Source organism: Ochrobactrum sp. AP1BH01-1, from assembly GCF_018066705.1.
Lineage (GTDB): Bacteria > Pseudomonadota > Alphaproteobacteria > Rhizobiales > Rhizobiaceae > Brucella.
Genome location: NZ_JAGPOU010000001.1, coordinates 176,628 through 197,978 on the forward strand (window position 1 = coordinate 176,628; position 21,351 = coordinate 197,978).

Consider the following 21,351-nt stretch of genomic DNA (forward strand, 5'->3'; position numbering starts at 1 on the left):
TCTGACAATTTATTGGTATCAAACGTAACGATTGACGATATTTTCGAGATATTCCTGACGGCCGGATTTCGGTTGCGGATTGATGTCCTTCGCTTCGACTTCAGCCGTGATCTGATCCAGCGATAGATCGGTCAAAAGCTTCTTGCCGAAATCGCCATTCCAGCCTCTATAACGCTCTTCAAGCGGCTTGGACAACGCGCCGTCTTCAAGCATTCCGGCGGCGGCTTTCAGCCCGCGTGCACAGCAATCCATGCCGCCGATATGGCCGATCAGCAGATCTTGCGGATCAAGCGACTGACGGCGCAGCTTGGCGTCGAAATTCGTACCGCCGGTCGTGAAGCCGCCTGCAAGCAGAACCTGATAATAGGCAAGCGCCATTTCCGGCACATTGTTCGGGAACTGGTCTGTATCCCAGCCTGACTGATAGTCATTTCGGTTCATGTCGATGGAGCCGAAAATGCCGAGTGTGCGGGCAAGCGCCAGTTCGTGCTCGAAGGAATGTCCGGCCAGAATGGCGTGGCCCTGCTCTATATTGACCTTGACCTCGTTTTCGAGGCCGTAGCGTTTCAGGAAGCCATAGACCGTGGCGACGTCGTAATCGTACTGATGCTTGGTTGGCTCCTGCGGCTTCGGTTCGATCAGGATCGTGCCCTTGAAGCCGATCTTGTGCTTGTATTCGACCACCAGATTGAGGAACCGCCCCATCTGGTCGAGTTCCCGTCCAAGATCGGTGTTGAGCAGCGTTTCATAGCCTTCGCGGCCACCCCACAGCACATAGTTCTCGCCGCCAAGCCGTTTGGTCGCGTCGATGCAGCTTTTCACGGTCGCCGCGGCAAAGGCGAACACGTCCGGATCGGGATTGGTCGCGGCCCCGCCCATATAGCGGCGGTTGGAGAACAGGTTCGCCGTGCCCCAGAGAAGCTTTATGCCGGTTTCAGCCTGTTTCTTTTCGAAAATATCGACGATTTCGTTAAGATAGCGCGTGTTTTCGGCAAAGTTGCGTCCCTCGGGCCGCACATCGGCATCGTGGAAGCAATAATAGGGCGCGCCGAGCAGGGAGAAAAATTCGAAAGCCACGTCGGCCTTGAGCTTTGCTGCATCCATTTCGTTGGAATACCATGGGCGGTCGAAGGTGCGTCCGCCGAAGGGGTCGCCGCCCTCCCAGGCAAAACTGTGCCAGTAGGCGACCGCGAAGCGCAGATGCTCTTCCATGCGCTTGCCCAGCACGATTTCATCCGGATTATAGTGGCGGAATGCCAGCGGGTTGTCGCTGTCCGGCCCCTCATACTTGATCTTCTGAATGTCGCCGAAAAATCCGGTGCTCATTATGTCCTCCCGTTCGAATGTCGTCATGTCTGATTGGTTGAGGCAGCGTCACTGACCGGCGAGGGCGTGAAGTGCCGGATAAAGGGCGCGATAGCGCTGATAGGCTTCCTCATAGGCCGGGAGCAGGGTCATTTCCGGTTCTATGGTGCGTTCCGTGCGTGGCGGGGTGCAGACTGCAAACGGATCGGCACCCGTTGCCGCTATGAGACCCAGTCGCGCAGCGCCGAAAGCACCACCGAAGTCGCCTTCCTCCGGCAATACAACCGGCACATTCAACGCGGTCGCAATGGCCTTCAGCCAATAGGTCGAGCGCGAGCCGCCACCGACGGCAGTAAGTGCGCTGATATCGGTGCCAGCGGATTGCAGCGCGGCGAGGTTGTCGCGGATGGCGAAGGCAACGCCTTCCAGCACGGCTTGCGTCAGGATGCGCTGATCGGATTCATGTTCCAGACCTGAAAACACGCCGCGTATCTTTGCATCGTTATATGGGGTGCGTTCGCCGGAGAGATAGGGCAGGAATGTCGCACTGCCCGGCGCATTCAGCGTGTCGCCGAGTTCCCTATCGAGCTCGTGGGCCGTCTTTCCGACAAGCCGCGCATACCAGTCGAGTGCGCTTGCTGCGGACAGAATGACACCCATCTGGTGCCACGTGCCGGGCAGGGCGTGACAGAATGCGTGAACCGCACTTTCTGGCTTCGGCTGATAGGCACCGTTTGCGGCGAAGAGCACGCCCGAAGTGCCGAGCGAAACAAAAGCATGACCGGGTTTGACCGTACCCATGCCGCAGGCCGACGCCGCATTGTCGCCAGCGCCGCCCGCCACGACCGGCTGACTGGCGATGCCCCATTCGGCAGCAAGTTCAGCCCGCAGGCGTCCGGTTGCCTCGGTGCCTTCGGCAAGGCGCGGCATCTGATCTTCGGTCAGGCTTGTCTTGTCCAGAAGTTCGCGCGACCAACGGCGTTCGCCGGTATCGAGCCAGCTTGTGCCCGCAGCATCCGACATGTCTGATACGTATTCACCGGTCAGCCAGAAGCGCAGATAATCTTTCGGGAGCAGCACCTTGCGGGTAACTGCGAAAATATCGGGTTCGTTATTGGCAACCCAGACGAGTTTCGGTGCCGTAAAGCCCGGAAAAACGATGTTGCCGGTGACAGCGCGAAAAGCGGGATCGGCGTCGAGCGCCGCTGCCTCGCGGTAGCTGCGCGTATCGTTCCAGAGGATGCAGGGACGCAATACCTGATCCTGTTCGTCCAACAGGGTTGCGCCATGCATCTGACCGGAAAGACCGATACCAGCAATCGCCGAAAATTCTTTGGGATGGTCCGCACGCAGGCCATCAATGGCGGTGCGGCAAGCCTTGATCCACTGTTCCGGGTCCTGTTCGCTCCAACCCGGATGGGGGCGCGAGACGTCCAAATCGCCATGGGCCGAGCCGATGACCGTCTGCTTGTCATCAATCAACAGCGCCTTGACACCGGATGTTCCTAGATCGAGCCCGAGATACATATTTGCTCCTGTTGGAAAGGCTTTGTCGCCTGCGCCTCAGTCGAAATGCGGCAGGTTGTCTTTGAGGAAAATTTCGATGCGGATGTGTTCCTGTCCCGGCACGATCGCCAGACGATCCGCAGATGCTTTCAGAACGCGGATGGCGCTACGAATTTCATGGCCCGCATCCTGCGCCAGAACTGCATGGATGATGCCGTCTGTCAGCGCTTTCGAGGTCACGCTATCGCGTTCATGCGCGATGACGAGCGGGCGATTGGAATTGTGTTTTGCCAGAGCCTTCACCAGACCGCTATTGCCTGCACCCAGGCTGTAAATTCCGGCGATGTCTCTGCGCTCGTCAAGCAGCTTGTCGACAAGCTTTTCCACACGCGGGCCTTCATCGAAGCCTTCCAGAACCGGCAATATCTCGCGGCCCGGAAAGTCTGCTTTCATCGCCGCTGTAAAACCGTCGAAACGTTCCTGATGATCGCGGACCTTCAACGAACCGGCAACGACCGCAAACGCGCCATCCGTCCCGTTGGCGAAAAGGCCGAGAAGCCGGGCTGCGGTGCGCCCGGCTGCACCGTTGTCGACGCCGACATAATGCGTCCGCGTAGATTGTCCGAGGTCGGATACAAGCGTGACGGCGTGAATGCCTTGCTCGCTTAACCGGACACAGGCTTCGCGCACAGGGTCGGTATCGACCGCGACGAAAGCAACGCCGTCAGGCTTGCGTGTGGCGCAATCATCCAGCGCCGCCACGAGCGCCGCTTCATCGAAGGCGGGGACAAGGACGAGATTGATCAATACACGCTCGGCCAGTGCCCGTTCGGTCGCGGATTGCAGTTCAGCACGCAGGCTCAACATGAAGGTGTTTTCATTGTCCGGCAAAATAAAATCGAACTGATAAAGCCTGCCGCGCGCGAGGTTGGCAGCACCCACATCGCGCACATAGCCAAGCGTGTTCATCGCAGCCATGACGCGGTCACGCGTCTTCGCTCTCACGCCCGGACGTTCGTTCAGCACACGGTCGACCGTGGCAAGACTGACGCCCGCTGTTCTGGCTATATCATGGACTGTCGGTTTCATCCTCGCTCCTCGACGCGGACCATAAGATCAAAAATGAGGTACGTAAATCAAAAAATGCTTGCTATTCATTTTTCTTCACGTATCAATGGTCATCGAGGATGGGGCAGTGTGTCTTTGCATGTTGTCCCGATGGAGTGATCTTGGCGCGGGGCGCCTTCGGGAGGATCAGCCATTAGAGGAATAAGCAGCTCCGAAGAGGGCTGTTTTGTCGTGCCGAACTCCAGGGGCGGAATACGTTCGGGGCGAGGTTTGCTATCAGCCGGCGGCACGCCGGTGGTGTTTGGAGGAGGAGTGCATGAAACGTCGTAATTTTCTGACCGGCGCGCTGGTTGCCGCGGCTTTGGGCATCGGTGCCATGGTGTCGACGCCGGTCTATGCTTCGCCGGAAAATCCGGTTATCGGCTTTTCCATCGATGATCTGCGTGTCGAGCGCTGGGCGCGCGATCGCGATTATTTCATTGAGGCTGCAGAAAAGCTGGGCGCCAAGGTCAATGTGCAGTCGGCTGACGGCAACGAGGAAAAGCAGGTCAAGCAGGTTGAAAACCTGATCGCGCAGGGCGTTGACGCCATTGTCATCGTGCCGATGAACTCCAAGGTTTTCGACGCGGTCGTGGCCGACGCCAAGGCGTCCGGCATCAAGGTTCTCTCCTACGATCGCCTGATCCTCAATGCCGATATCGATGCCTATATCTCGTTCGACAATGAGCGCGTCGGCTTCATGCAGGCGGAAGCCGTTCTGAAGGCCAAGCCGGAAGGCAATTATTATCTCCTCGGCGGTTCGCCGACGGATAACAACGCCAAGCTTCTCCGCGCCGGTCAGGAAAAGGCTCTCAAGGAAGCCATCGATTCCGGCAAGGTGAAGGTGATCGGGTCGCAATGGGTTAAGGAATGGAGCCCGACCGAAGCGCTCTCCATAATGGAAAACGCTCTGACCGCCGCGCAGAACAAGATCGATGCGGTTGTCGCTTCAAACGACGGCACTGCTGGCGGCGCCATTCAGGCCCTTGCCGCACAGGGATTGGCCGGAAAGACCGCCGTTTCCGGGCAGGACAGCGATCTTGCCGCCGTCAAGCGCCTGATCGATGGCACACAGACAGTAACGGTCTACAAGCCTTTGAAACTCATTGCCTCGGAAGCCGCAAAGCTGACGGTCCAGATGGTCAAGGGCGAAACGCCTGAGTTCAATTCCAAGCTCGACAATGGTGGCAAGCAGGTCGATACGCTTCTGCTGACGCCAACGGCTGTAACCAAAGATAATATCGACATCTACATTCAGGACGGCTTCTATACGAAGGAACAGATCTACGGGAAGTAAGTCTTTCCCGTGGCGATTGCTGGAGTTGGCTCCAGCGATACGGCCTGATCGAACAGCGGGGCCGGAAGTCTGGAAATCGTGTTCCAGCTTCTGGCCTTACCGACTTGTCGGTGCTGTCTGTGACAACGTTGTCTAAAGCGGTTTCGCCCTGAAAGCTGGCCGCGGGCCATCTTTCAGCGGCTCATTCTGCTGCATTACTGCAAGGTCGTAAGCGATGTCCGAATATCTTCTAGAAATGCGCAATATCGGTAAGGACTTTAACGGCGTGAAAGCGCTTGACGGTATCCACCTGAAAGTGCGCGCGGGCGAATGTGTCGGCCTTTGCGGGGAGAACGGTGCTGGCAAATCCACGCTGATGAAAGTGCTTTCCGGCGTCTATCCTCATGGCACTTGGACCGGCGAGATTTTCTGGGAAGGCCAAGAACTGAAGGCGACGGGCATCCGCGATACGGAAGCCGCCGGTATCGTCATCATCCATCAGGAACTCATGATGGTGCCGCACCTGTCGGTTGCGGAAAACATTTTTCTGGGATCGGAGCCAACGAGCGGCGGCTTCATCGATTATGACCAGATGAATGCGCGTGCGGCGGAACTGCTAGCACGTCTCAATATTCACGACATCAATGTTGCGCTTCCAGTCTATCATTATCCGGGCGGCAAGCAGCAATTGATCGAGATCGCAAAGGCCATCAACAAAAACGCGAAACTGCTCATTCTGGACGAGCCGACATCGGCGCTGACGGCATCCGAAACGCGCGTCCTTCTCGATCTCATCAAGGACTTCAAGGCGCAAGGCATGGCCTGCGTCTACATCTCCCACAAGCTGGACGAGGTGGCCGAAATTTCCGATACGGTGACGGTCATTCGCGATGGGACGCATATCGCTACAAAGCCGATGGCTGAACTGACGACGCCGGCCATCATCACCATGATGGTGGGACGCGAGATGAAGAACCTGTTTCCGCGGGAGCCGCATGATATTGGCGAGGTCATTTTTGAGGCGCGCAACATCAGTTGCTGGGATGTGACCAATCCCGACCGCAAGGTGGTGGATGACGTGTCGTTTGCGCTGCGGCGCGGTGAGATCCTCGGCATTGCCGGACTGGTGGGGGCGGGGCGCACAGAACTCGTTTCCAGCCTGTTCGGCGTCTGGCCCGGTGCGCATGAGGGGCAGGTCTTTCTGGAAGGCCGGGAACTGAAAATCCGCACACCGCGCGATGCGGTTCGACAAGGCATCTGCATGGTGCCGGAGGACCGCAAGAAGGACGGCATCCTGCCCATCATGCCGGTCGGCCACAATATGACGATCTCGGTTCTGGACCGGTTTTCCTTGCGGGGGCTGCTCGACAAGGAGGCCGAACTCGCCACGATCCAGCGCGAAATTCTGCGTCTCAAGGTGAAGACCGCCGATCCCATGCTGGAAATCGCCGCACTGTCCGGCGGCAACCAGCAGAAAGCCGTGCTGTCAAAGATGATGTTGCCAGACCCCAAAGTGCTCATTCTCGATGAGCCGACGCGGGGTGTCGATGTTGGCGCGAAATATGAAATCTACAAACTGATCTTCACGCTCGCGAAACAGGGGGTCGCTGTCTTGATGGTCTCTTCGGAAATGCCTGAGGTGCTTGGCATCAGCGACCGTGTGCTCGTCATAGGCGAGGGCAGACTGCGCGGTGATTTCCCCAATGAAAATCTCACCCAGGAAGAAGTGCTCGCCGCTGCGATCGGCAAGCCGACAACCAATGCGGCGTGATCCGCAGCAAATCTGACCGGTGCATGACATGACGTTGACAGGCAAAAGCCTTCGAAAGTTTCTGGCGGAATACAAGATCGTCGCCCTGTTGATTGTGGTGGCGCTCATCTGGGCCTTTTTTGCGATCCTCACCTACGATCCGGAGATGGGCCGCTCGCAGTTCCTGACCGCGCGCAACTTCTCCAATCTCCTGCGTCAGATGGCAATTACGGGAATGCTCGCATCCGCGATGGTGTTCGTCATCGTTGCCGGTGAAATCGATCTTTCGGTGGGCGCGCTTCTTGGGCTTCTGGGCGGCATCGCCGCCGTGCTCGACGTGCTCCTCGGATGGCCATTATGGGCCACGATCAGCACGGTCCTGGTTTTAGGCATGGCGATCGGGGCCTTTAATGGCTGGCTGACTGCCTATCTCGGCATACCGTCCTTCATCGTCACGCTTGGCGGTCAGCTTGTCTTTCGCGGCATCGTACTGGGCATCATGGGCGGCGTCACCATCGCGCCGATCTCGCCGGAATTCAAATATATCGGGCAAGGCTATCTGCCGGGCTGGCTTGGCAATCTCTGCGCCATTGCGCTGTTTGGAGTGCTGATCCTGATGACTCTGCGCACGCGGGCGAGCAAGCGCAAGCATAATCTCCAGTTGCTTTCATCCGGTATGGAAGTCGCGAGGCTGCTCGGCATAGGTATTCTGATCCTTGGCTTCATCCTGATCCTCAACAGCTATCAGGGCGTGCCGGTTCCGGTCCTGATCCTGCTGGTGATCCTCGGCGTATTCACCGTCATCGCCAAACAGACCGTGTTTGGTCGCCACATTTATGCGGTCGGCTCCAATACCGAAGCAACCCGCTTTTCCGGCGTGAACGTCAATTTCGTCAAGATGGCCGTCTTCGCGCTGATGGGGTTGATGGCGGCAGTGGCCGGGCTGACAACAACCTCGCGCCTTGCTGCTGGCACACCATCGGCGGGCATGGGCGGCGAGCTCGACGCCATCGCGTCTTGCTTCATCGGCGGCACCTCCATGCGTGGGGGCGTCGGCTCGGTGCTCGGTGCACTGGTCGGCGCGCTCATCATGTCGAGCCTCGACAACGGAATGTCGATGCTCGGCGTCGACACGTTCTGGCAGCAGATCATCAAGGGCAGCATCCTTGTTCTGGCCGTTTATCTCGACATCGTATCTTCGGGCGCGCGGCGCGGATGAATTGAGGCGCATCATGATTGATGCGCCTGAAACGACAACGTTTCACCTGAACAGGAAATGCTTTAAACCGCGCTAACCTTCCTCGACGAATACCTCGTCGCGCTTCTTGCGCACCGATGGAAGCAGCACGACCACGAGAACGGCTGCGGCTATGGCCAGCAGAATGGCGCTGATCGGCCGGGTGAAGAAGGTTGCCGGGTCGCCGCGCGACAGGATCATGGCGCGGCGCAAATGTTCCTCCAGCAACGGTCCGAGCACGAAACCGAGCAGCAGGGGAGCTGGTTCGCAACGCAACTTGGCCAACAGGTAGCCAATGAAGCCGAAAAATGCGACCGCATAGAGGTCGTAAACATTCGAATTGACGCTATAAACCCCGATCGAACAGAACGTCATGATAATCGGGAAGAGCACATAATAAGGCACGGTCAGAAGCTTCACCCAAAGCCCGATCAGCGGCAGGTTCAGGATGATAAGCATGAGATTGCCGATCCACATGGACGCAATCACGCCCCAGAACAGGGCGGGCTGCTCTGCCGCAACATTCGGACCCGGCACGATGCCCTGAATAATCATGGCACCGATCATCAGCGCCATGACCGGGTTGGCCGGAATGCCGAGCGTCAGCATGGGAATGAAGGAGGTTTGCGCGCCGGCATTATTGGCGGATTCCGGCCCTGCGACACCAGCAATCGCGCCCTTGCCAAATTCTTCTGGCGTTTTGGAAATACGCTTTTCCACAGTGTAGGAAGCAAAGGAGGCGAGAATGGCCCCGCCACCCGGCAGGATGCCAAGCGCCGAGCCGATGGCGGTTCCCCGCAGGATCGGCGCCGTCATGCGCTTGAAATCGTCACGTGTCGGCATCAGTCCTGTGACCTTGGCCATCAGCACTTCGCGCGAATGTTCGCTTTCCAGATTGCGCAGAATTTCGGCGATGCCGAATACGCCCACCGCAACCGCCACGAAATTGAGCCCGTCGGCATATTCCGTGATGCCGAGCGTGAAACGCGGAGCACCGGTGTAGATGTCGGTGCCGACAAGGCCGAGCAGCAGCCCCAGAACGACCATTGCCAGTGCCTTGATGATGGAGCCGTGCGCCAGCGCCACAGATGACACCAGACCGACGACCATCAGCGAGAAATACTCCGCCGAGCCGAATTTCAGGGCAATTTCAGTCAGCGGCGGAGCGAACACTGCGACGAGAAAGGTCGAGACGGTGCCGGCGAAGAAAGAACCGATTGCCGCAATGGCAAGTGCTGCGCCTGCCCGTCCGCGCCGTGCCATCTGGTAACCGTCAATGGCTGTGACAGCCGACGAAGATTCCCCCGGCATGTTGATGAGGATTGCGGTGGTCGAGCCGCCATATTGTGCGCCGTAATAGATACCGGCGAGCATGATCAGCGCCGAAACCGGATCGCCGATCTGGAATGTGACGGGAAGAAGCATGGCAATTGTCGCTGTCGCGCCAATGCCGGGCAGCACGCCGATCAATGTGCCGAGCAATACACCGATAAGGCAGAAACCAAGATTTGCGAGCGTCGATGCGGTGGAAAAACCGAGCGCGAGATTGCTGAAAAGTTCCAAGTCGGCCTCCTAGAACGGCCACCAGGGACCGAAACGCTGATAAGGCAGCGCAAGGGCGTAGCTGAACACAATGACGGAGAAGACGGTGATCGCGGCGGCAAGAATAATTGCCGCGAGCGGCTTCATGCGCATTGACGCGAAAGAGGCAATGAGGCAGGTCAGGAACAACGACGGCACGAAGCCGAGGCCGCGCACCGTCAGGCCGAAAAATATCGGCGCGGGCAGAATGAAGAACAGGCCGCGCCACGCGATGGGACCCATTGGCTCGCCGGAAACTCGTGTAGCCTGGATAAGGATTACCAATCCAAGCAGGACCAGTACGCCTGAGAGAACGAGCGGGAAATATCCCGGTCCCATGCGCAACGATGTGCCTAAGTCCAGACCCAGCGACTGATAGGCGAAAAAAGCGCCGGTCAGTACGAGGAGGCCACCGCACAATCCGTTGGTCGGATCGATTGAAAATTTTCTTGAAGGCTCGTTCATGGGCCAATCATCTTTCGGATTTGCCGTTGAGAGGGCTATGCCGGAGTCCGGCATGCGAGCTCGGTCGCCTATCCCGGCTGCGCTTTTGATCCGCCACAGAGGGAAAACGATAACCAAGGCGCGTCAAAGGACACACCTTGATTGCACGTCTGACAGTCAGTCCGCATATTGTCCCGCAGCCTCGATGATCGGCTTCCAGCGCGCGACTTCGGATTCCAGCTTGGCCTTCAGCGCCGCCGGTGTCGCATCGGATTCAGGTGACGGCTTTGTGCCGAGTTCGGCGAAGCGGGCGACTACGTTCTGGTCTTTCAGGGCCACCTGAAGCGATTTCGAAAGACGCTCGGTGATTTCCGCCGGGGTGCCCTTGGGGGCGTAAATGCCGTGCCAGATACCGACTTCCATACCGTCCAGACCAGCTTCCTTGGTGGTCGGAAGGTCTTTCAATACGTCAAGCCGTTCCGGCGAGGTGACGGCGTAGGCCTTGATCGTTCCCGCCTGAATCTGCTTCGTCGTATTCGTGGTTTGATCGCACATGATGTCGACCTGGCCGCCGAGCAGATCGGTCATGGCCGGGCCGGTGCCCTTATAAGGAACTGTGACGAGCGGAGTTTCAATCGCGCTCATGAACAGCATGCCGCAAAGATGCGATGCTGCGCCGATGCCGGCATTGGCCACCGTTGCGGTGTCCTTGTTGGTCTTGGCATATTCGATCAGCCCCTTGAGGTCGGTCGGTTCTAGGTCCTTGCGCGCCACGATGGTCATCGGAACTTCCGTAACCAGTCCGACATATTCGAAGCCATTCAGCGTGTCATAGGCAAGCTTGCGGTAGAGCGTGGCGCTTGTCGCCATGCCGATATGATGAAGCAGGAGCGTATAGCCATCCGGATCAGCGGTTGCGACGCGCCCCGCACCAAGTGTTCCGCCCGCGCCGCCGACATTTTCGACGATGACCTGTTGGCCGAGATCCTTGGACATCGACTCCGCGACTAGTCGCGTCACGGTGTCGGTAGGCCCACCTGCCGCGAAGGGCACTACCATGGTAATCGTCCGTTCCGGGTAGTTTTGTGCCTGTGCGGTGAAAGTTGCAGCGGAAATGGCAAATGTCGTCGCCAGAGCGGCGATGGTCTTCATCATAGCGTCCTCCCAGACTATGTTGCGGCGGGCGAGCCCGTATTCTGAATTCAGTTCCCAACGCCTCTTCGGGCGCTTCGGGCAATCAGATGCGATATTATCAAATCACTGCAATAATAATATTTTACACCGAGGTTGTTCTTGAATCGGCATGATTATCCGGTGCTCTCCGGAAGAATGTAGATGTATCCTGACGGCTTGCCAATGCCTGACCTTCAATGAAAGCGCTTATACTACCAAAGTCTGGGTAGCTCGCTTTTCGGCCAGTTGGTCGACGAGGGATCTGGCGGCTGCGGTCAGTTCCTCACGGGACCGCACTGCGATTACCAGGTTTCTTTTTGCCCAAGCGTCAGAAATTGCCACCGTTGCAATGGGGAGCGTTTTTCTGAGGCGTCGAGCAGCCGTCTGCGGAATGATCGCAATGCCCACATTGGCTGCAACCATATTGCCGACACCTTCAAACGTGCGGAGCCTTGTCCTGATTTTAAGTCTGTTGCCCAGCCGGTTTGCTTGAATTTCGACATGCTCCTGCAAAGCGCCGGAGGAAAGACCGATGAAGTGTTCCTGCAGAAGATCGGAGAAGTTCACACGCTTGCGCGCGGCAAAAGAATGGTGTCTGGCCGTAATCAGCGCCAAATGATCTGTTGCAAATGGTGTTAGTTCCAATCCCGTCGTTTCCACGGCATCCGACAGTATGCCGATTTCAACGAAACCGCGTAAAACGGCGCGGGCAATATCGATGCTCTGCCGTTCTTTCAGTTCCACGTCGATGCGGGGATTATCAGCCATCCAGCGGGCAAGCCTCTCCGGAAGATATTCGGTAACCGCAGCGGTATTCGCCGCAACGCGAATGGCAGTGCGCATCGCTTTGGCATGTAACCCAAGTTCGCTATGCATATCGGCCATCTGTCGCATTACGGCCCTCGCATGATGGACAAGGGCATCCCCCGCTTCAGTTAACGTGACGCCGCGCCTTCCCCGTTCCAGAAGCAAAACCTGCCCTGTGGCTTCCATATCGCGCAGACGCTCGCTTGCCGCTGGAAGCGACAGGCCGACTTCAGCCGCGCCATGGGTAATGCTGCCGGTATCGGCCACGGCGAGGAAAAGGCGGAGGTCGGTAAGATCGAAGCGCATAAGCAACATTAGCGCGAATTCTGTCTATGGAAAAGCCGAATGCTGGGTGAGGAACTTCCGCATTCCGTCGAGCGGCCATGTCGCTATAGGAGAGGCATGACCTATTCATTCTCCCTGATCCTGACGATTGCGATTACGTTCCTTGGCGCCGGTTTTATCAAAGGCGTGACAGGAATGGGACTGCCCACGGTCGCAATGGGCATATTGGGCGCGCTGATATCTCCGCTTGCAGCAGCAAGTCTGCTGATTATTCCATCTTTCGTTACCAATCTCTGGCAGCTTCTGGCCGGGCCCAGCTTTGGCCAATTAATGCTTCGCCTCTGGAGCATGATGCTTGCCATCGGCGTGGGAAGCATCGCGGGAACTGCGGTTCTGGTCGGCGGAAACATTGCAGTCACCACATCGATGCTGGGTTCTTCGCTTGTTATCTATGCAGCCTATACGTTGTTTGCCCGGGAGCTACAGGTGCCGGGAAGGCTTGAGCGCCTGCTTTCTCCTTTCATTGGCTTGCTGACTGGCTTGATTGCGGGTGCTACGGGAATATTCGTTATTCCGGCTGTGCCTTACCTGCAATCACTGGGGCTCAGGAAAGACGATCTCGTGCAGTCGCTCGGGCTTTCCTTTACTGTCTCGACCGCTGCACTTGCGGTCGGACTTTCGAGCAGGGAAGCCTATTCGGGCGATCTCCTGCTGGTATCCGTTCTCTCCGTCTTTCCTTCGCTGGCAGGCATGTTCATAGGTCAGGCTTATCGCCGTAAAATCCGGCCGGACAACTTTCGCCGTTGGTTTCTGATCGGCCTTATGGTTCTCGGCCTTGAGATGGCATTGAGACCGTTGTTCTCGATGAGTTGAAGAACGCGGAACGATTTTTCCCATCCGACGCATGGATACGGATTTGCTTTCTTGTTCGAATCCGGCAAGGGCAGGATATTGTCTCAACCCCCAAGAGAATAATCTTTGGCTCCAACGGGTTTCGCTGGAGTTTTCTTATCATCGGCCCGATTGACGGAATGACCCAAAGAGAAACAGAACCAAACCAGTCGCGCGCGTTCCGGCTGTTCAAGCCGATTCTTGCCGGTGCAACGCTGCGCGAACGTTCGATTGCCTGTTTTGGCGCACTGATCGGCATTGCATTGACCGGATTCATATCGAGCATGTTGCTTGGCAGCGGTCCGCATCTGCCTTTGATCGTTGCGCCGATCGGCGCGTCGGCGGTTTTGCTTTTCGCAGTACCTACAAGCCCGCTGGCCCAGCCATGGTCTATCATCGGCGGCAATACGATTTCCGCCTTCGTGGGACTGGCCGTCACCCAGTTTGTCGATGATCCGGCTTTGGCAATCGGTCTTGGCGTAGCGCTCGCAATCGCCGCGATGTCCGTTACCCGCAGCCTCCATCCGCCCGGCGGCGCAGCGGCGCTGACAGCGGTTCTGGGTGGTTCGGCGGTCGCCAAGTGGGGCTTGCTGTTTCCGCTTGTGCCGGTTGCGCTGAATTCATGTCTTCTTGTTGGCCTGGGCATTCTGTTTCACAAACTGTCACGCCGCAAATATCCGCATGTGGCAGCTGCCGCTCCGGTCAACAAGCACAGCACTGTAGACTTGCCGCCTTCGGTCCGCATGGGTATCCGCGAGGAAGACATCGACCGCGCCTTGCTTGCCTTGGATGAAAGCTTCGATATTGATCGTAACGATCTTGGGCGTTTGCTGCGGCAGGTGGAGCTTGAAGTGTCCACGCGTTCGCGCGGCGACCTCACATGCGCGGATATCATGTCGCGGGATGTGGTGAGTATCGAGGAAGAGGCAACCGCCAGCCAGGCCCGCGAGCTGATCTTGCGGCATAATCTGCTGACATTGCCGGTGCAAACAGCCGATGGCCGACTGAAAGGCGTGATCGGTTTGCGCGAATTGATGCATCCGGGCGACGATTTCAGAAACTATGTCGTGGAGGCTCCCACCGCGTCGCAGACTGATCCGGTGATGAGCCTCGTGCCGAGCCTCACTGATGGTTTGGCGCATGTTGTCGTCGTTATCGATGAGATGCGCCGTATCGTCGGGCTGGTGTCGCAAAGTGATCTTCTGGGTGCGCTTGCCCGTTCCCTGCCGAATGAGAAGCTGGTGCCTCTCAAAGCAGCATAACGGCTGATCTCGCGCTTCTCTATTGAATCGATACGGTTTTCCGGGCAGGGTCTTCTGACCCGGAAATCAGCTGCAGGTGTTCATGTCCGTCCAGCGCGCGAGCTTTTATATCCTACTGGCACTGGTCACCATCGCCTTTGCGTGGCTGTTGCTGCCCTATTATTCGGCGGTACTCTGGGCTGTTATTCTTGCGGTGGTTTTCTCGCCTGTGCAGCAGCGCCTTGAACGTCTGTTCGGCGGCAGGAAGAATATCGCGGCCCTGCTTTCCGTGTTGATGTGCATCTGTCTGGTCATCATTCCGATGCTGGCGATTTTCGGTTCGCTGGTTCAGGAGGGCAACTCCCTCTATCAACGCCTGAGCAGCCGCGAGTTTGACCTGAACAGTTATATCTCACGCATTCTGGGTGCCTTGCCGGATTCGCTGGAGGAGTGGCTGACCCGGTTCGAGCTCGGTGATTTTGCCGAATGGCGCTCGCGCATCTCCTCTGCCATCATGCAGGGTAGTCAGCTTTTCGCCGGAAGGCTGGTGAGCTTCGGTCAGAACACCCTGCAATTCTTCATCGGCTTCGGCATCATGCTTTATCTGCTGTTCTTCCTGTTTCGGGACGGTGGGGACCTTGGACGGAAGATCAGGCAGGCCATTCCGCTCAACGACGATTACACACGGCAGTTTCTGGAAAAGTTCACTGCCGTTATCCGTGCGACAGTGAAGGGCAACATTATCATCGCCATCATTCAGGGTACGATAGGCGGGGTGACATTCTGGCTCCTCGGCGTGGAAGCCGCCTTGCTCTGGGGCGTCATGATGACGTTCCTCTCCATGCTGCCAGCTGTTGGTGCTGCCCTTGTCTGGATACCGGCGGCGGCGTGGTTCTTTGCAAGCGGGGAGTGGATCAGCGGTGCTGTTCTGGTCTTCGTCGGCGTATTCGTGATCGGACTGGTCGATAATCTCCTGCGTCCGCCGCTCGTCGGGAAGGGCACCCGCATGCCCGATTACGTCGTGCTGATTTCCACCGTCGGCGGTATTTCGCTGATCGGGATCAATGGTTTCGTGGTTGGGCCGCTAATTGCCGCAATGTTCATTGCCGCCTGGTCGCTTCTGGCAGAAGAGCAGAAGGGCAACAGTCCCGCCCAACTGCCAACAGAATAAAACCTAGGCAACTTTCAGTTCGGCGATGGGAAGTCCGGTGTCGGTCATCTTGTTGTCGACGCCGTTTTCATCGAGAAACTGCTTCATCTCGGCATAGGTCTCAAACCATGCCCGGTTGTATTTGTCGAACAGTGACTGATCCCAATAGTCTTCCAGCCGGAAGGGCTTGTCGCTGAAGACGTCATAGCTCGGTATCTTGAAGGTCTCGGCAAATTCGGCCGTGCGGCTGTCATAGGTGAAGTAGATGGACGGAACGCCATTGGCCAGAGCCATCAGATTGCCGTGCAGACGATAACCAAGGACGAGTTGCTGCTTGCGCACCAGTTCCTCGTAATCGGCGACGACATCCGAATAGAACATGCGATGGCGATAGAGGTTCTCTATCGTTTCGTCGAAATACCAGTCCGCTGTCCAGCGATGCGCCTTGAGGGCCGCGATGGCTTCTTCCTTCTGCTCTACCGTGCCAAAGACCATCTTCTTTTCATCGATCTCGCCCTGCGCCATCAATGTTACATCGAAGCGTTCGGCCATGGATTTGATGAGGTCGCGGTGACGGGTCAGATACTGCTCGATATCCTGCGCATAGGCTGGCGAAACTTCACGGCGCACCGTGACGCCCACCTGCTGCACGGCCTCAAGCGGCGGCAACTTGATGCGCAGGTGCTGGTTGTTGCGGCGAAAGGCCGTCGGGCAACCGACGATGCGCACATTGCGAATACCTATATCGTTCAGCACCTGGGCCGTGTAAGCGCCGCGCACACCGAGGGAGTTGGTGGAATCTGCGATGATGCGCAGGACGGCCTTCGTCTCTTCGGAAAGCTGTATTTCCCCTCTGACCGGCGCTTGCGCCCCGATGCCGAATGCAACGACCGGAAGTTTCAGTCGCTGCAGCACCGGGATCGTGTCGCGCCAGTTCATGTCCTTGTTGATATAGTTCGAGCCGCGCAGGACCACATAATCATATTCCTCCCGCAACTGGTCGATTTTGTCCGGGGAGAAATTGGTGATCGGGAGTTCGGCAGCCTTCTCGTAATTCATCAGCTTCAAAGACGACTCGAAGACGAAGGCATCGCCGATATTATGATAATGATTGATGCTGCCCTGAACGTCTGTGTGACGATACCAGCGGACATTGTCGTGATCGTACACTTCTCCCGCAGGGATCATGACGAGGGCGCGTGCCATACGGTCTTCCTTCTGTTTCACTAAGGTCAAGCCAGGCTCAGCTTGCCTGAGAAAGAGCAGTTTCAGAAACTGCCGGTTTCTGTCTGCGCGGTTTTGACTCACGCAGCCGGTTATAGAGATCGAGATGCTCCTTCGCGCAGTCGACAAAATGGACTGGATTGCGGATGGAGCGGTGCAGCCTGTCCCAAATGCCCGGTTCGCTCAGAACTTCTGTAAAGCGGTCAGCCAGATCCTCGGCGCTGCGCACACGAAAATGCAAGCCATCTTCACCATCGCGGATTTTCTCGGCCATGCCGCCAATGTTAGAGCAGATGACCGGGCGGCGATGGTGCAGGGCTTCCTGAATGACAATGGGTGAGTTTTCCCACCAGATCGAGGGCATCACCACCCAGTCGACCGACTGCATGAGACGCGGCATCTCAGTATTCTGGTAAGCGCCATAGAAGCGCACACGCGGGCCAGCCTCCTCGATCAGTTTGTGCATGCGCTCCTGAAAGGCGGGGGGCTGCTTTTCAAGATTGCCGCCGAAGATCATCAGGCGAGAATCCTCACCCCAGACCTGTTCCGGGACACGGGATACCGCATCGACCAGTACGTCTATGCCCTTGAAGGGATTGATCTGCCCGAAAAAGGCAAAGCGATTGCGACGCGGGTTCGGACCGGTCAGTTCACGCGGAGGCGTCACTTCGCGGATGGCTACGCCGTTTTCGATGACTTCCATCTTGTCGGGGTTCAACCCCCATTCAAGATAACGATTGGCGAGAAACTCGCTCGGCGAAACGAAGGCATCGGCCAGATCGAGCATGCCGCGCACAAAGCGTTCCCGCTTGAGAAAACGCGCTGGCGGTATCTGCGGAAAACATGCGTGGCAATCGATAGGGGACGCCTCGTTGCAAAGCTTGGACGTGCCAGCTTTGACCATCTGTCCGTCATTGTTGCAGATGGACAGGAACTCATGAAACGTCACCAGAACGATGCGGTCCGGCAGCGCCTCGCGGATGGCATAGAGAGTCTCAAGTCCGAGGCCCAAAACATGATGAAAATGCACGATGTCCGGGTCGAAGTCGCGCACAAAGCGGAGCAGGTCGCGGCGGATTTCATCGGTGTTCTTGTTCGACAGGTAGAAATGGTCGTACTCGTCGGCGTGAAACAGGATTTCGTCGCTGGCGCGGCGCATGCTCATCAACGCCGTGGTGCCATGCCGAGGCAGCGGCTGCCCGGCCCGCGCCAGATAGACCGACTGTACGCCGGGAATGCTGTTCAGGCCCTTGTGCAGATTATAGGAGGCAATCTCCCCGCCGCCCAGCGAGATCGAAGGGTGGGCGTGCGAGATGACGAGGACGCGCAGCTTATCGCTCATGCGGGTTCCTCCGCCTGCATCTTGCGCCTTCCAGCGAGAATGGACGACCAGCGGGCGTCGAAGACTTGCCTGTCGATGCGCTCGATAAGTGCAATGGTCGATGCCCTGTCGGTAACGGATGTGTCGTCAGCTCCCAGCATCTGGGCCGAAGGCAACCAATAGGAGCGTAAGCCCGATTGTTTCAGTTTCAATCCGAGATCCAGTCCCTTTTCATGGGTGCCGAGATAACCGCGCGTGAAGCCGCCGACGGAAAACAGGGCTTCGCGTGGAAGGATGCAGCACTCGAATGTAGCCGTAGCCACTTCCGTCAGGGACATTCCTGAAACAGCATCGAGGGGATAACCGGCATAGCGGCTGATCAGCGCCCGGTCTGATTGCGGCCCTGCAACCCAGGTTCCCGCCCAGCGGATTGAATCGTCCTCATAAGCGAGACTGGGAGACAGAACACAGTCCTTGTGTGCTTCATAAGCGCTGACGAGTTTGTCCAGCCATCCGGCGCGGCGCGGCAGCAGCGATCCGGCCAGAAATACCACCTGATCCGTTGAGACCGTGCGGGCGCCGACTTCGAGTGCGTCGTACAGGTCTTCCGACCCCGTGGCGGAAACGAGACGGATGCGCAGGCGGTAGAAATCCGCGAGGCGTCTGATCTGTACGCCGACGCGGTCGATGATCTCGGTGGCAGCCGCAATCACGATCGGCGCGATCCGGGTTTCCGGATCGAGTGCGAGAAGCGCCAGCAAAGGTTCGATTTCCTCGACGCGCTCATCGATACCGAGGATGATCGCAGGTCCTATCGCATCCTCGAAGGGTCCAAGATCGACCACACCGAAGACTTCCGGCGCTGGACGACTGACGCCGCGCAGGAGCGGCACAAACTGTTGGTCGACAATATGACGCAAAGCCCAGGCATTGGGGTCAGTCGCGCGGATTTGCCGGACAATAGCCTCGCGGGACGTGACGCGGGTAGGCGTCAATGGAAAGAAGGCCCGCCGCCCGTCGCTGATCGCAAGTTCGAGGTAGAATGGCGAGGTGCTGTCTCCGGCGAGTTCCGGCGCGAAGGCGACGAAGCCGTGAGCGTGACGGCTGGGATCGAGGCCCGCATTGAATGGCGGCTGATTGTCGAATTCGCGGGTAACGTCAGGCCGATCGATACGAGTCCATGTAGTGTCGATCTGGATTTCGCCGCGATGGCGGCGCAGCTTCACGCTTTCCACATGGCTGTCAGGATCGAGAAGCCAGCCGGAAAGCAGCATGCCGCTTCCCTCGACACGAAAGACATTGTCCATGCCCATCCGGACAGGAAAGGGAAGGCTGGAGACCGTGTCTGTGCCATCGAAGCGGTTGGCGGCTGAACGCATGCGCAACAAAATGTCAGTCGAACTGCGTACCCGAGGCAGTATAGCCCGGATATGACCCGGTGTTTCCCGCGAACCGGACAAGAGCCTGCGGTCATAGACTTCGGTAAAACGCCAGCCGCGCCGCCCGCGAAACAGGAGCCGTTCGATGTCGGTCGGTTCCACCGGCTCATTGGCAAGCAGAAGCCCCGCAAATCCGGAAGCTTCGTCGTTGAGATCAGGCCGCGCAAAAACACTGATCGCGCATTCCGCGAGCGAAGGATTTTTGCCGCTGATCAACAGCCGGGTGACGGCAGGCGTCAGGTCCTGTGCCCAGCCCTGAACGAAAATCTCGCCTTCATCGCTGCCGCCGATGAGTTCGATGCAACCGTCGGATCGAGCTCCCGCTTGCAACAGAACGGTAATAGCCGAAAGTTTCTTTCGGCTGATGGGACCGGAGATCAGACCTTCCACCAGCTCATCGATGACACCCGGCAGGCTCGGTCCGGAAAGATCGCCGATCATGGCAACAAAATCAGCGATGGAAGCGGAGCGCGACGCGAAATTATAACGAGCGACCTTCGCCCGGTGCTGGAACATGATCGTCTTCAACATGCCCCGGCGCAGAGCAGCGGTTGGCACGATGGCGACAAAGCCGTGCGTTCCGGCAGGCGAAGGTTCCTTGAGCGGCCATGTGATCACGCTTGTCTTTACGCTCATGGCAGGATCGCCGTTGAGAAAGGCCGTTACCTGATCGTTTGTGGCACTGCCGATGCCGAGCACCAGAACCAGCGTGTCTTCGATCACGCTGCCGACGACCATTTCGCCTTCCATCATCATGGGAGGACGATCCGGCGACCGGGCCGTTCTTGCGGCGGGCTGTTGAGCGACAGGTCTTTCGTCTTGCGCCATGGGGATGTTTCCTCAGGGCATGACCGCGAGCGTCAGAAGCGCACCGGCCACGAAACCTGCCATCACGAACATCAGCATGAACAGAAGTTTGATGTCGCCGCTGCTGCGCTTGCGCACATCTTCCATGCGTTGTTCTAGCCCCGCAACGACACCATCCATGCGCATGATGTGCACATCAAGTTCGGTCATGCGTTGATGAAGATCGGTGCGCAGACCATCGACGGAGCTGGCGATATCGAGAAGTTCCGCAGGGGCGGCATTGCCGGATGCATCCAGCGTCGGCGCGACGCGCTGGAGAGAACGCTGATTGACCTGCAACTGGCGTTGCGCCGCCATCAGCATGTCGAGCTTGTCCAGAATGCGCGTCATTGGCGCGGCGATCAGCGCTTCCGCAGCCTGTTCGTCGGGTTTCGGCACGCGCAGTTTCTGCTCGGTGCCGACAGCATTGGCGGCGACGACGACGAGTTCGCCAGCACGAGCGGCTGCGAATTGCGGCAGCATCACTTCAAATGCGTGCTTTCCATCGCCGATGCCGTTGCGCTTGAGGTCGGGGCGATCCTTGTCGGCAGGCGCTTCCGCGATAGGCTTGTCGTCAAGCAGAACGCGGATCAGAAGCCGTTCGGTGGGAAAGGATGGATCGAAGGCCCAGCCATAGAGACGGCCTTCCTCAATGGCGTCAACGCGTCCTTTCATGGCTTCGGTCCTTTGAGGCCCGGCGGCATTGGGCGCTGCTGCCTGTTTTGCTTCCCCCTCGGATGGAACTTTGGTCGCGATGTTCATGATTTA

17 protein-coding genes are annotated in these 21,351 nt (G+C 57.8%); 6 read left to right on the forward strand and 11 right to left on the reverse strand.

The window, feature by feature from the left end:
• Window positions 1–18: 18 nt before the first annotated feature.
• From xylA to J9800_RS00840, 3 genes are read right to left on the reverse strand one after another with little or no spacing between them, the layout of a single operon-like run.
• Complete coding sequence (gene xylA, locus J9800_RS00830; protein ID WP_114215109.1) at window positions 19–1,326, reverse strand: xylose isomerase; 1,308 nt, start codon at window positions 1,324–1,326, stop codon at window positions 19–21.
• A 48-nt stretch (window positions 1,327–1,374) separates the two neighbouring features.
• The gene (gene xylB, locus J9800_RS00835; protein ID WP_114215108.1) at window positions 1,375–2,832 is read right to left on the reverse strand and encodes a xylulokinase; all 1,458 of its coding nucleotides are present in this window, start codon (window positions 2,830–2,832) and stop codon (window positions 1,375–1,377) included.
• A gap of 36 nt (window positions 2,833–2,868) precedes the next feature.
• Window positions 2,869–3,900 carry a LacI family DNA-binding transcriptional regulator gene (locus J9800_RS00840; protein ID WP_114215107.1) on the reverse strand — a complete coding sequence of 344 codons (1,032 nt, stop codon included), beginning with the start codon at window positions 3,898–3,900 and terminating at the stop codon, window positions 2,869–2,871.
• A gap of 295 nt (window positions 3,901–4,195) precedes the next feature.
• On the opposite strand from J9800_RS00840, the gene xylF reads away from it, so the two are divergent.
• From xylF to J9800_RS00855, 3 genes are all read left to right on the forward strand, one after another.
• Window positions 4,196–5,215 (forward strand): D-xylose ABC transporter substrate-binding protein, encoded by a 1,020-nt coding sequence (gene xylF / locus J9800_RS00845; protein WP_112588902.1) that lies wholly within the window; start codon window positions 4,196–4,198, stop codon window positions 5,213–5,215.
• Between the two features lie 214 nt (window positions 5,216–5,429).
• Window positions 5,430–6,965, forward strand: a complete 1,536-nt coding sequence (locus J9800_RS00850; RefSeq protein WP_114215106.1) for a xylose ABC transporter ATP-binding protein — start codon at window positions 5,430–5,432, stop codon at window positions 6,963–6,965.
• Between the two features lie 28 nt (window positions 6,966–6,993).
• On the forward strand, window positions 6,994–8,163 hold the full coding sequence (locus tag J9800_RS00855) for a sugar ABC transporter permease (RefSeq protein ID WP_114215105.1): 1,170 nt from the start codon (window positions 6,994–6,996) through the stop codon (window positions 8,161–8,163).
• Window positions 8,164–8,235: 72 nt separating this feature from the next.
• Here J9800_RS00855 and J9800_RS00860 read toward each other — a convergent pair whose 3' ends face one another.
• From J9800_RS00860 to J9800_RS00875, 4 genes are all read right to left on the reverse strand, one after another.
• Window positions 8,236–9,744 carry a tripartite tricarboxylate transporter permease gene (locus J9800_RS00860; protein WP_112588908.1) on the reverse strand — a complete coding sequence of 503 codons (1,509 nt, stop codon included), beginning with the start codon at window positions 9,742–9,744 and terminating at the stop codon, window positions 8,236–8,238.
• Window positions 9,745–9,753: 9 nt separating this feature from the next.
• Window positions 9,754–10,227: a tripartite tricarboxylate transporter TctB family protein gene (locus J9800_RS00865; protein ID WP_114215229.1), complete on the reverse strand. Its 474-nt coding sequence runs from the start codon at window positions 10,225–10,227 to the stop codon at window positions 9,754–9,756.
• A 156-nt stretch (window positions 10,228–10,383) separates the two neighbouring features.
• Window positions 10,384–11,361: a tripartite tricarboxylate transporter substrate-binding protein gene (locus J9800_RS00870; RefSeq protein ID WP_114215104.1), complete on the reverse strand. Its 978-nt coding sequence runs from the start codon at window positions 11,359–11,361 to the stop codon at window positions 10,384–10,386.
• A 225-nt stretch (window positions 11,362–11,586) separates the two neighbouring features.
• A complete protein-coding gene (locus J9800_RS00875) occupies window positions 11,587–12,492 on the reverse strand; it encodes a LysR family transcriptional regulator (protein ID WP_114215228.1) in 906 nt (301 codons plus the stop codon).
• Between the two features lie 96 nt (window positions 12,493–12,588).
• On the opposite strand from J9800_RS00875, the gene J9800_RS00880 reads away from it, so the two are divergent.
• The 3 genes from J9800_RS00880 to J9800_RS00890 all read left to right on the forward strand — a co-directional run bounded on the left by J9800_RS00880 (window position 12,589) and on the right by J9800_RS00890 (window position 15,774).
• Window positions 12,589–13,344 (forward strand): sulfite exporter TauE/SafE family protein, encoded by a 756-nt coding sequence (locus J9800_RS00880; protein ID WP_114215103.1) that lies wholly within the window; start codon window positions 12,589–12,591, stop codon window positions 13,342–13,344.
• A 158-nt stretch (window positions 13,345–13,502) separates the two neighbouring features.
• Window positions 13,503–14,624 (forward strand): HPP family protein, encoded by a 1,122-nt coding sequence (locus tag J9800_RS00885; RefSeq protein WP_114215102.1) that lies wholly within the window; start codon window positions 13,503–13,505, stop codon window positions 14,622–14,624.
• Between the two features lie 82 nt (window positions 14,625–14,706).
• Window positions 14,707–15,774, forward strand: a complete 1,068-nt coding sequence (locus tag J9800_RS00890; RefSeq protein WP_114215101.1) for an AI-2E family transporter — start codon at window positions 14,707–14,709, stop codon at window positions 15,772–15,774.
• Window positions 15,775–15,777: 3 nt separating this feature from the next.
• Here J9800_RS00890 and J9800_RS00895 read toward each other — a convergent pair whose 3' ends face one another.
• From J9800_RS00895 to J9800_RS00910, 4 genes are read right to left on the reverse strand one after another with little or no spacing between them, the layout of a single operon-like run.
• Window positions 15,778–16,959 carry a polysaccharide pyruvyl transferase family protein gene (locus tag J9800_RS00895; RefSeq protein ID WP_114215100.1) on the reverse strand — a complete coding sequence of 394 codons (1,182 nt, stop codon included), beginning with the start codon at window positions 16,957–16,959 and terminating at the stop codon, window positions 15,778–15,780.
• Window positions 16,960–16,996: 37 nt separating this feature from the next.
• Window positions 16,997–18,319, reverse strand: a complete 1,323-nt coding sequence (locus J9800_RS00900; RefSeq protein WP_114215099.1) for a glycosyltransferase family 4 protein — start codon at window positions 18,317–18,319, stop codon at window positions 16,997–16,999.
• Window positions 18,316–20,565, reverse strand: coding sequence for a glycosyltransferase family 2 protein (locus tag J9800_RS00905; RefSeq protein ID WP_114215098.1), 2,250 nt, complete (start codon window positions 20,563–20,565; stop codon window positions 18,316–18,318). Before J9800_RS00905 ends, J9800_RS00900 begins: the two co-directional genes overlap by 4 nt.
• Before the next feature lie 12 nt (window positions 20,566–20,577).
• Window positions 20,578–21,345, reverse strand: coding sequence for a hypothetical protein (locus J9800_RS00910; protein WP_114215097.1), 768 nt, complete (start codon window positions 21,343–21,345; stop codon window positions 20,578–20,580).
• Window positions 21,346–21,351: the final 6 nt, after the last annotated feature.

Bases quoted from the DNA above. Each gene is read 5' to 3' on its own strand.
- J9800_RS00905 (WP_114215098.1), bottom strand. From the start codon at position 20,565: ATGGCGCAAGACGAAAGACCTGTCGCTCAACAGCCCGCCGCAAGAACG.
- xylA (WP_114215109.1), bottom strand. From the start codon at position 1,326: ATGAGCACCGGATTTTTCGGCGACATTCAGAAGATCAAGTATGAGGGG.
- J9800_RS00865 (WP_114215229.1), bottom strand. From the start codon at position 10,227: ATGAACGAGCCTTCAAGAAAATTTTCAATCGATCCGACCAACGGATTG.
- J9800_RS00880 (WP_114215103.1), top strand. From the start codon at position 12,589: ATGACCTATTCATTCTCCCTGATCCTGACGATTGCGATTACGTTCCTT.
- J9800_RS00895 (WP_114215100.1), bottom strand. From the start codon at position 16,959: ATGGCACGCGCCCTCGTCATGATCCCTGCGGGAGAAGTGTACGATCAC.
- J9800_RS00910 (WP_114215097.1), bottom strand. From the start codon at position 21,345: ATGAACATCGCGACCAAAGTTCCATCCGAGGGGGAAGCAAAACAGGCA.
- J9800_RS00870 (WP_114215104.1), bottom strand. From the start codon at position 11,361: ATGATGAAGACCATCGCCGCTCTGGCGACGACATTTGCCATTTCCGCT.
- J9800_RS00885 (WP_114215102.1), top strand. From the start codon at position 13,503: ATGACCCAAAGAGAAACAGAACCAAACCAGTCGCGCGCGTTCCGGCTG.
- J9800_RS00890 (WP_114215101.1), top strand. From the start codon at position 14,707: ATGTCCGTCCAGCGCGCGAGCTTTTATATCCTACTGGCACTGGTCACC.
- xylB (WP_114215108.1), bottom strand. From the start codon at position 2,832: ATGTATCTCGGGCTCGATCTAGGAACATCCGGTGTCAAGGCGCTGTTG.
- J9800_RS00875 (WP_114215228.1), bottom strand. From the start codon at position 12,492: ATGCGCTTCGATCTTACCGACCTCCGCCTTTTCCTCGCCGTGGCCGAT.
- J9800_RS00855 (WP_114215105.1), top strand. From the start codon at position 6,994: ATGACGTTGACAGGCAAAAGCCTTCGAAAGTTTCTGGCGGAATACAAG.
- J9800_RS00850 (WP_114215106.1), top strand. From the start codon at position 5,430: ATGTCCGAATATCTTCTAGAAATGCGCAATATCGGTAAGGACTTTAAC.
- J9800_RS00900 (WP_114215099.1), bottom strand. From the start codon at position 18,319: ATGAGCGATAAGCTGCGCGTCCTCGTCATCTCGCACGCCCACCCTTCG.
- J9800_RS00840 (WP_114215107.1), bottom strand. From the start codon at position 3,900: ATGAAACCGACAGTCCATGATATAGCCAGAACAGCGGGCGTCAGTCTT.
- xylF (WP_112588902.1), top strand. From the start codon at position 4,196: ATGAAACGTCGTAATTTTCTGACCGGCGCGCTGGTTGCCGCGGCTTTG.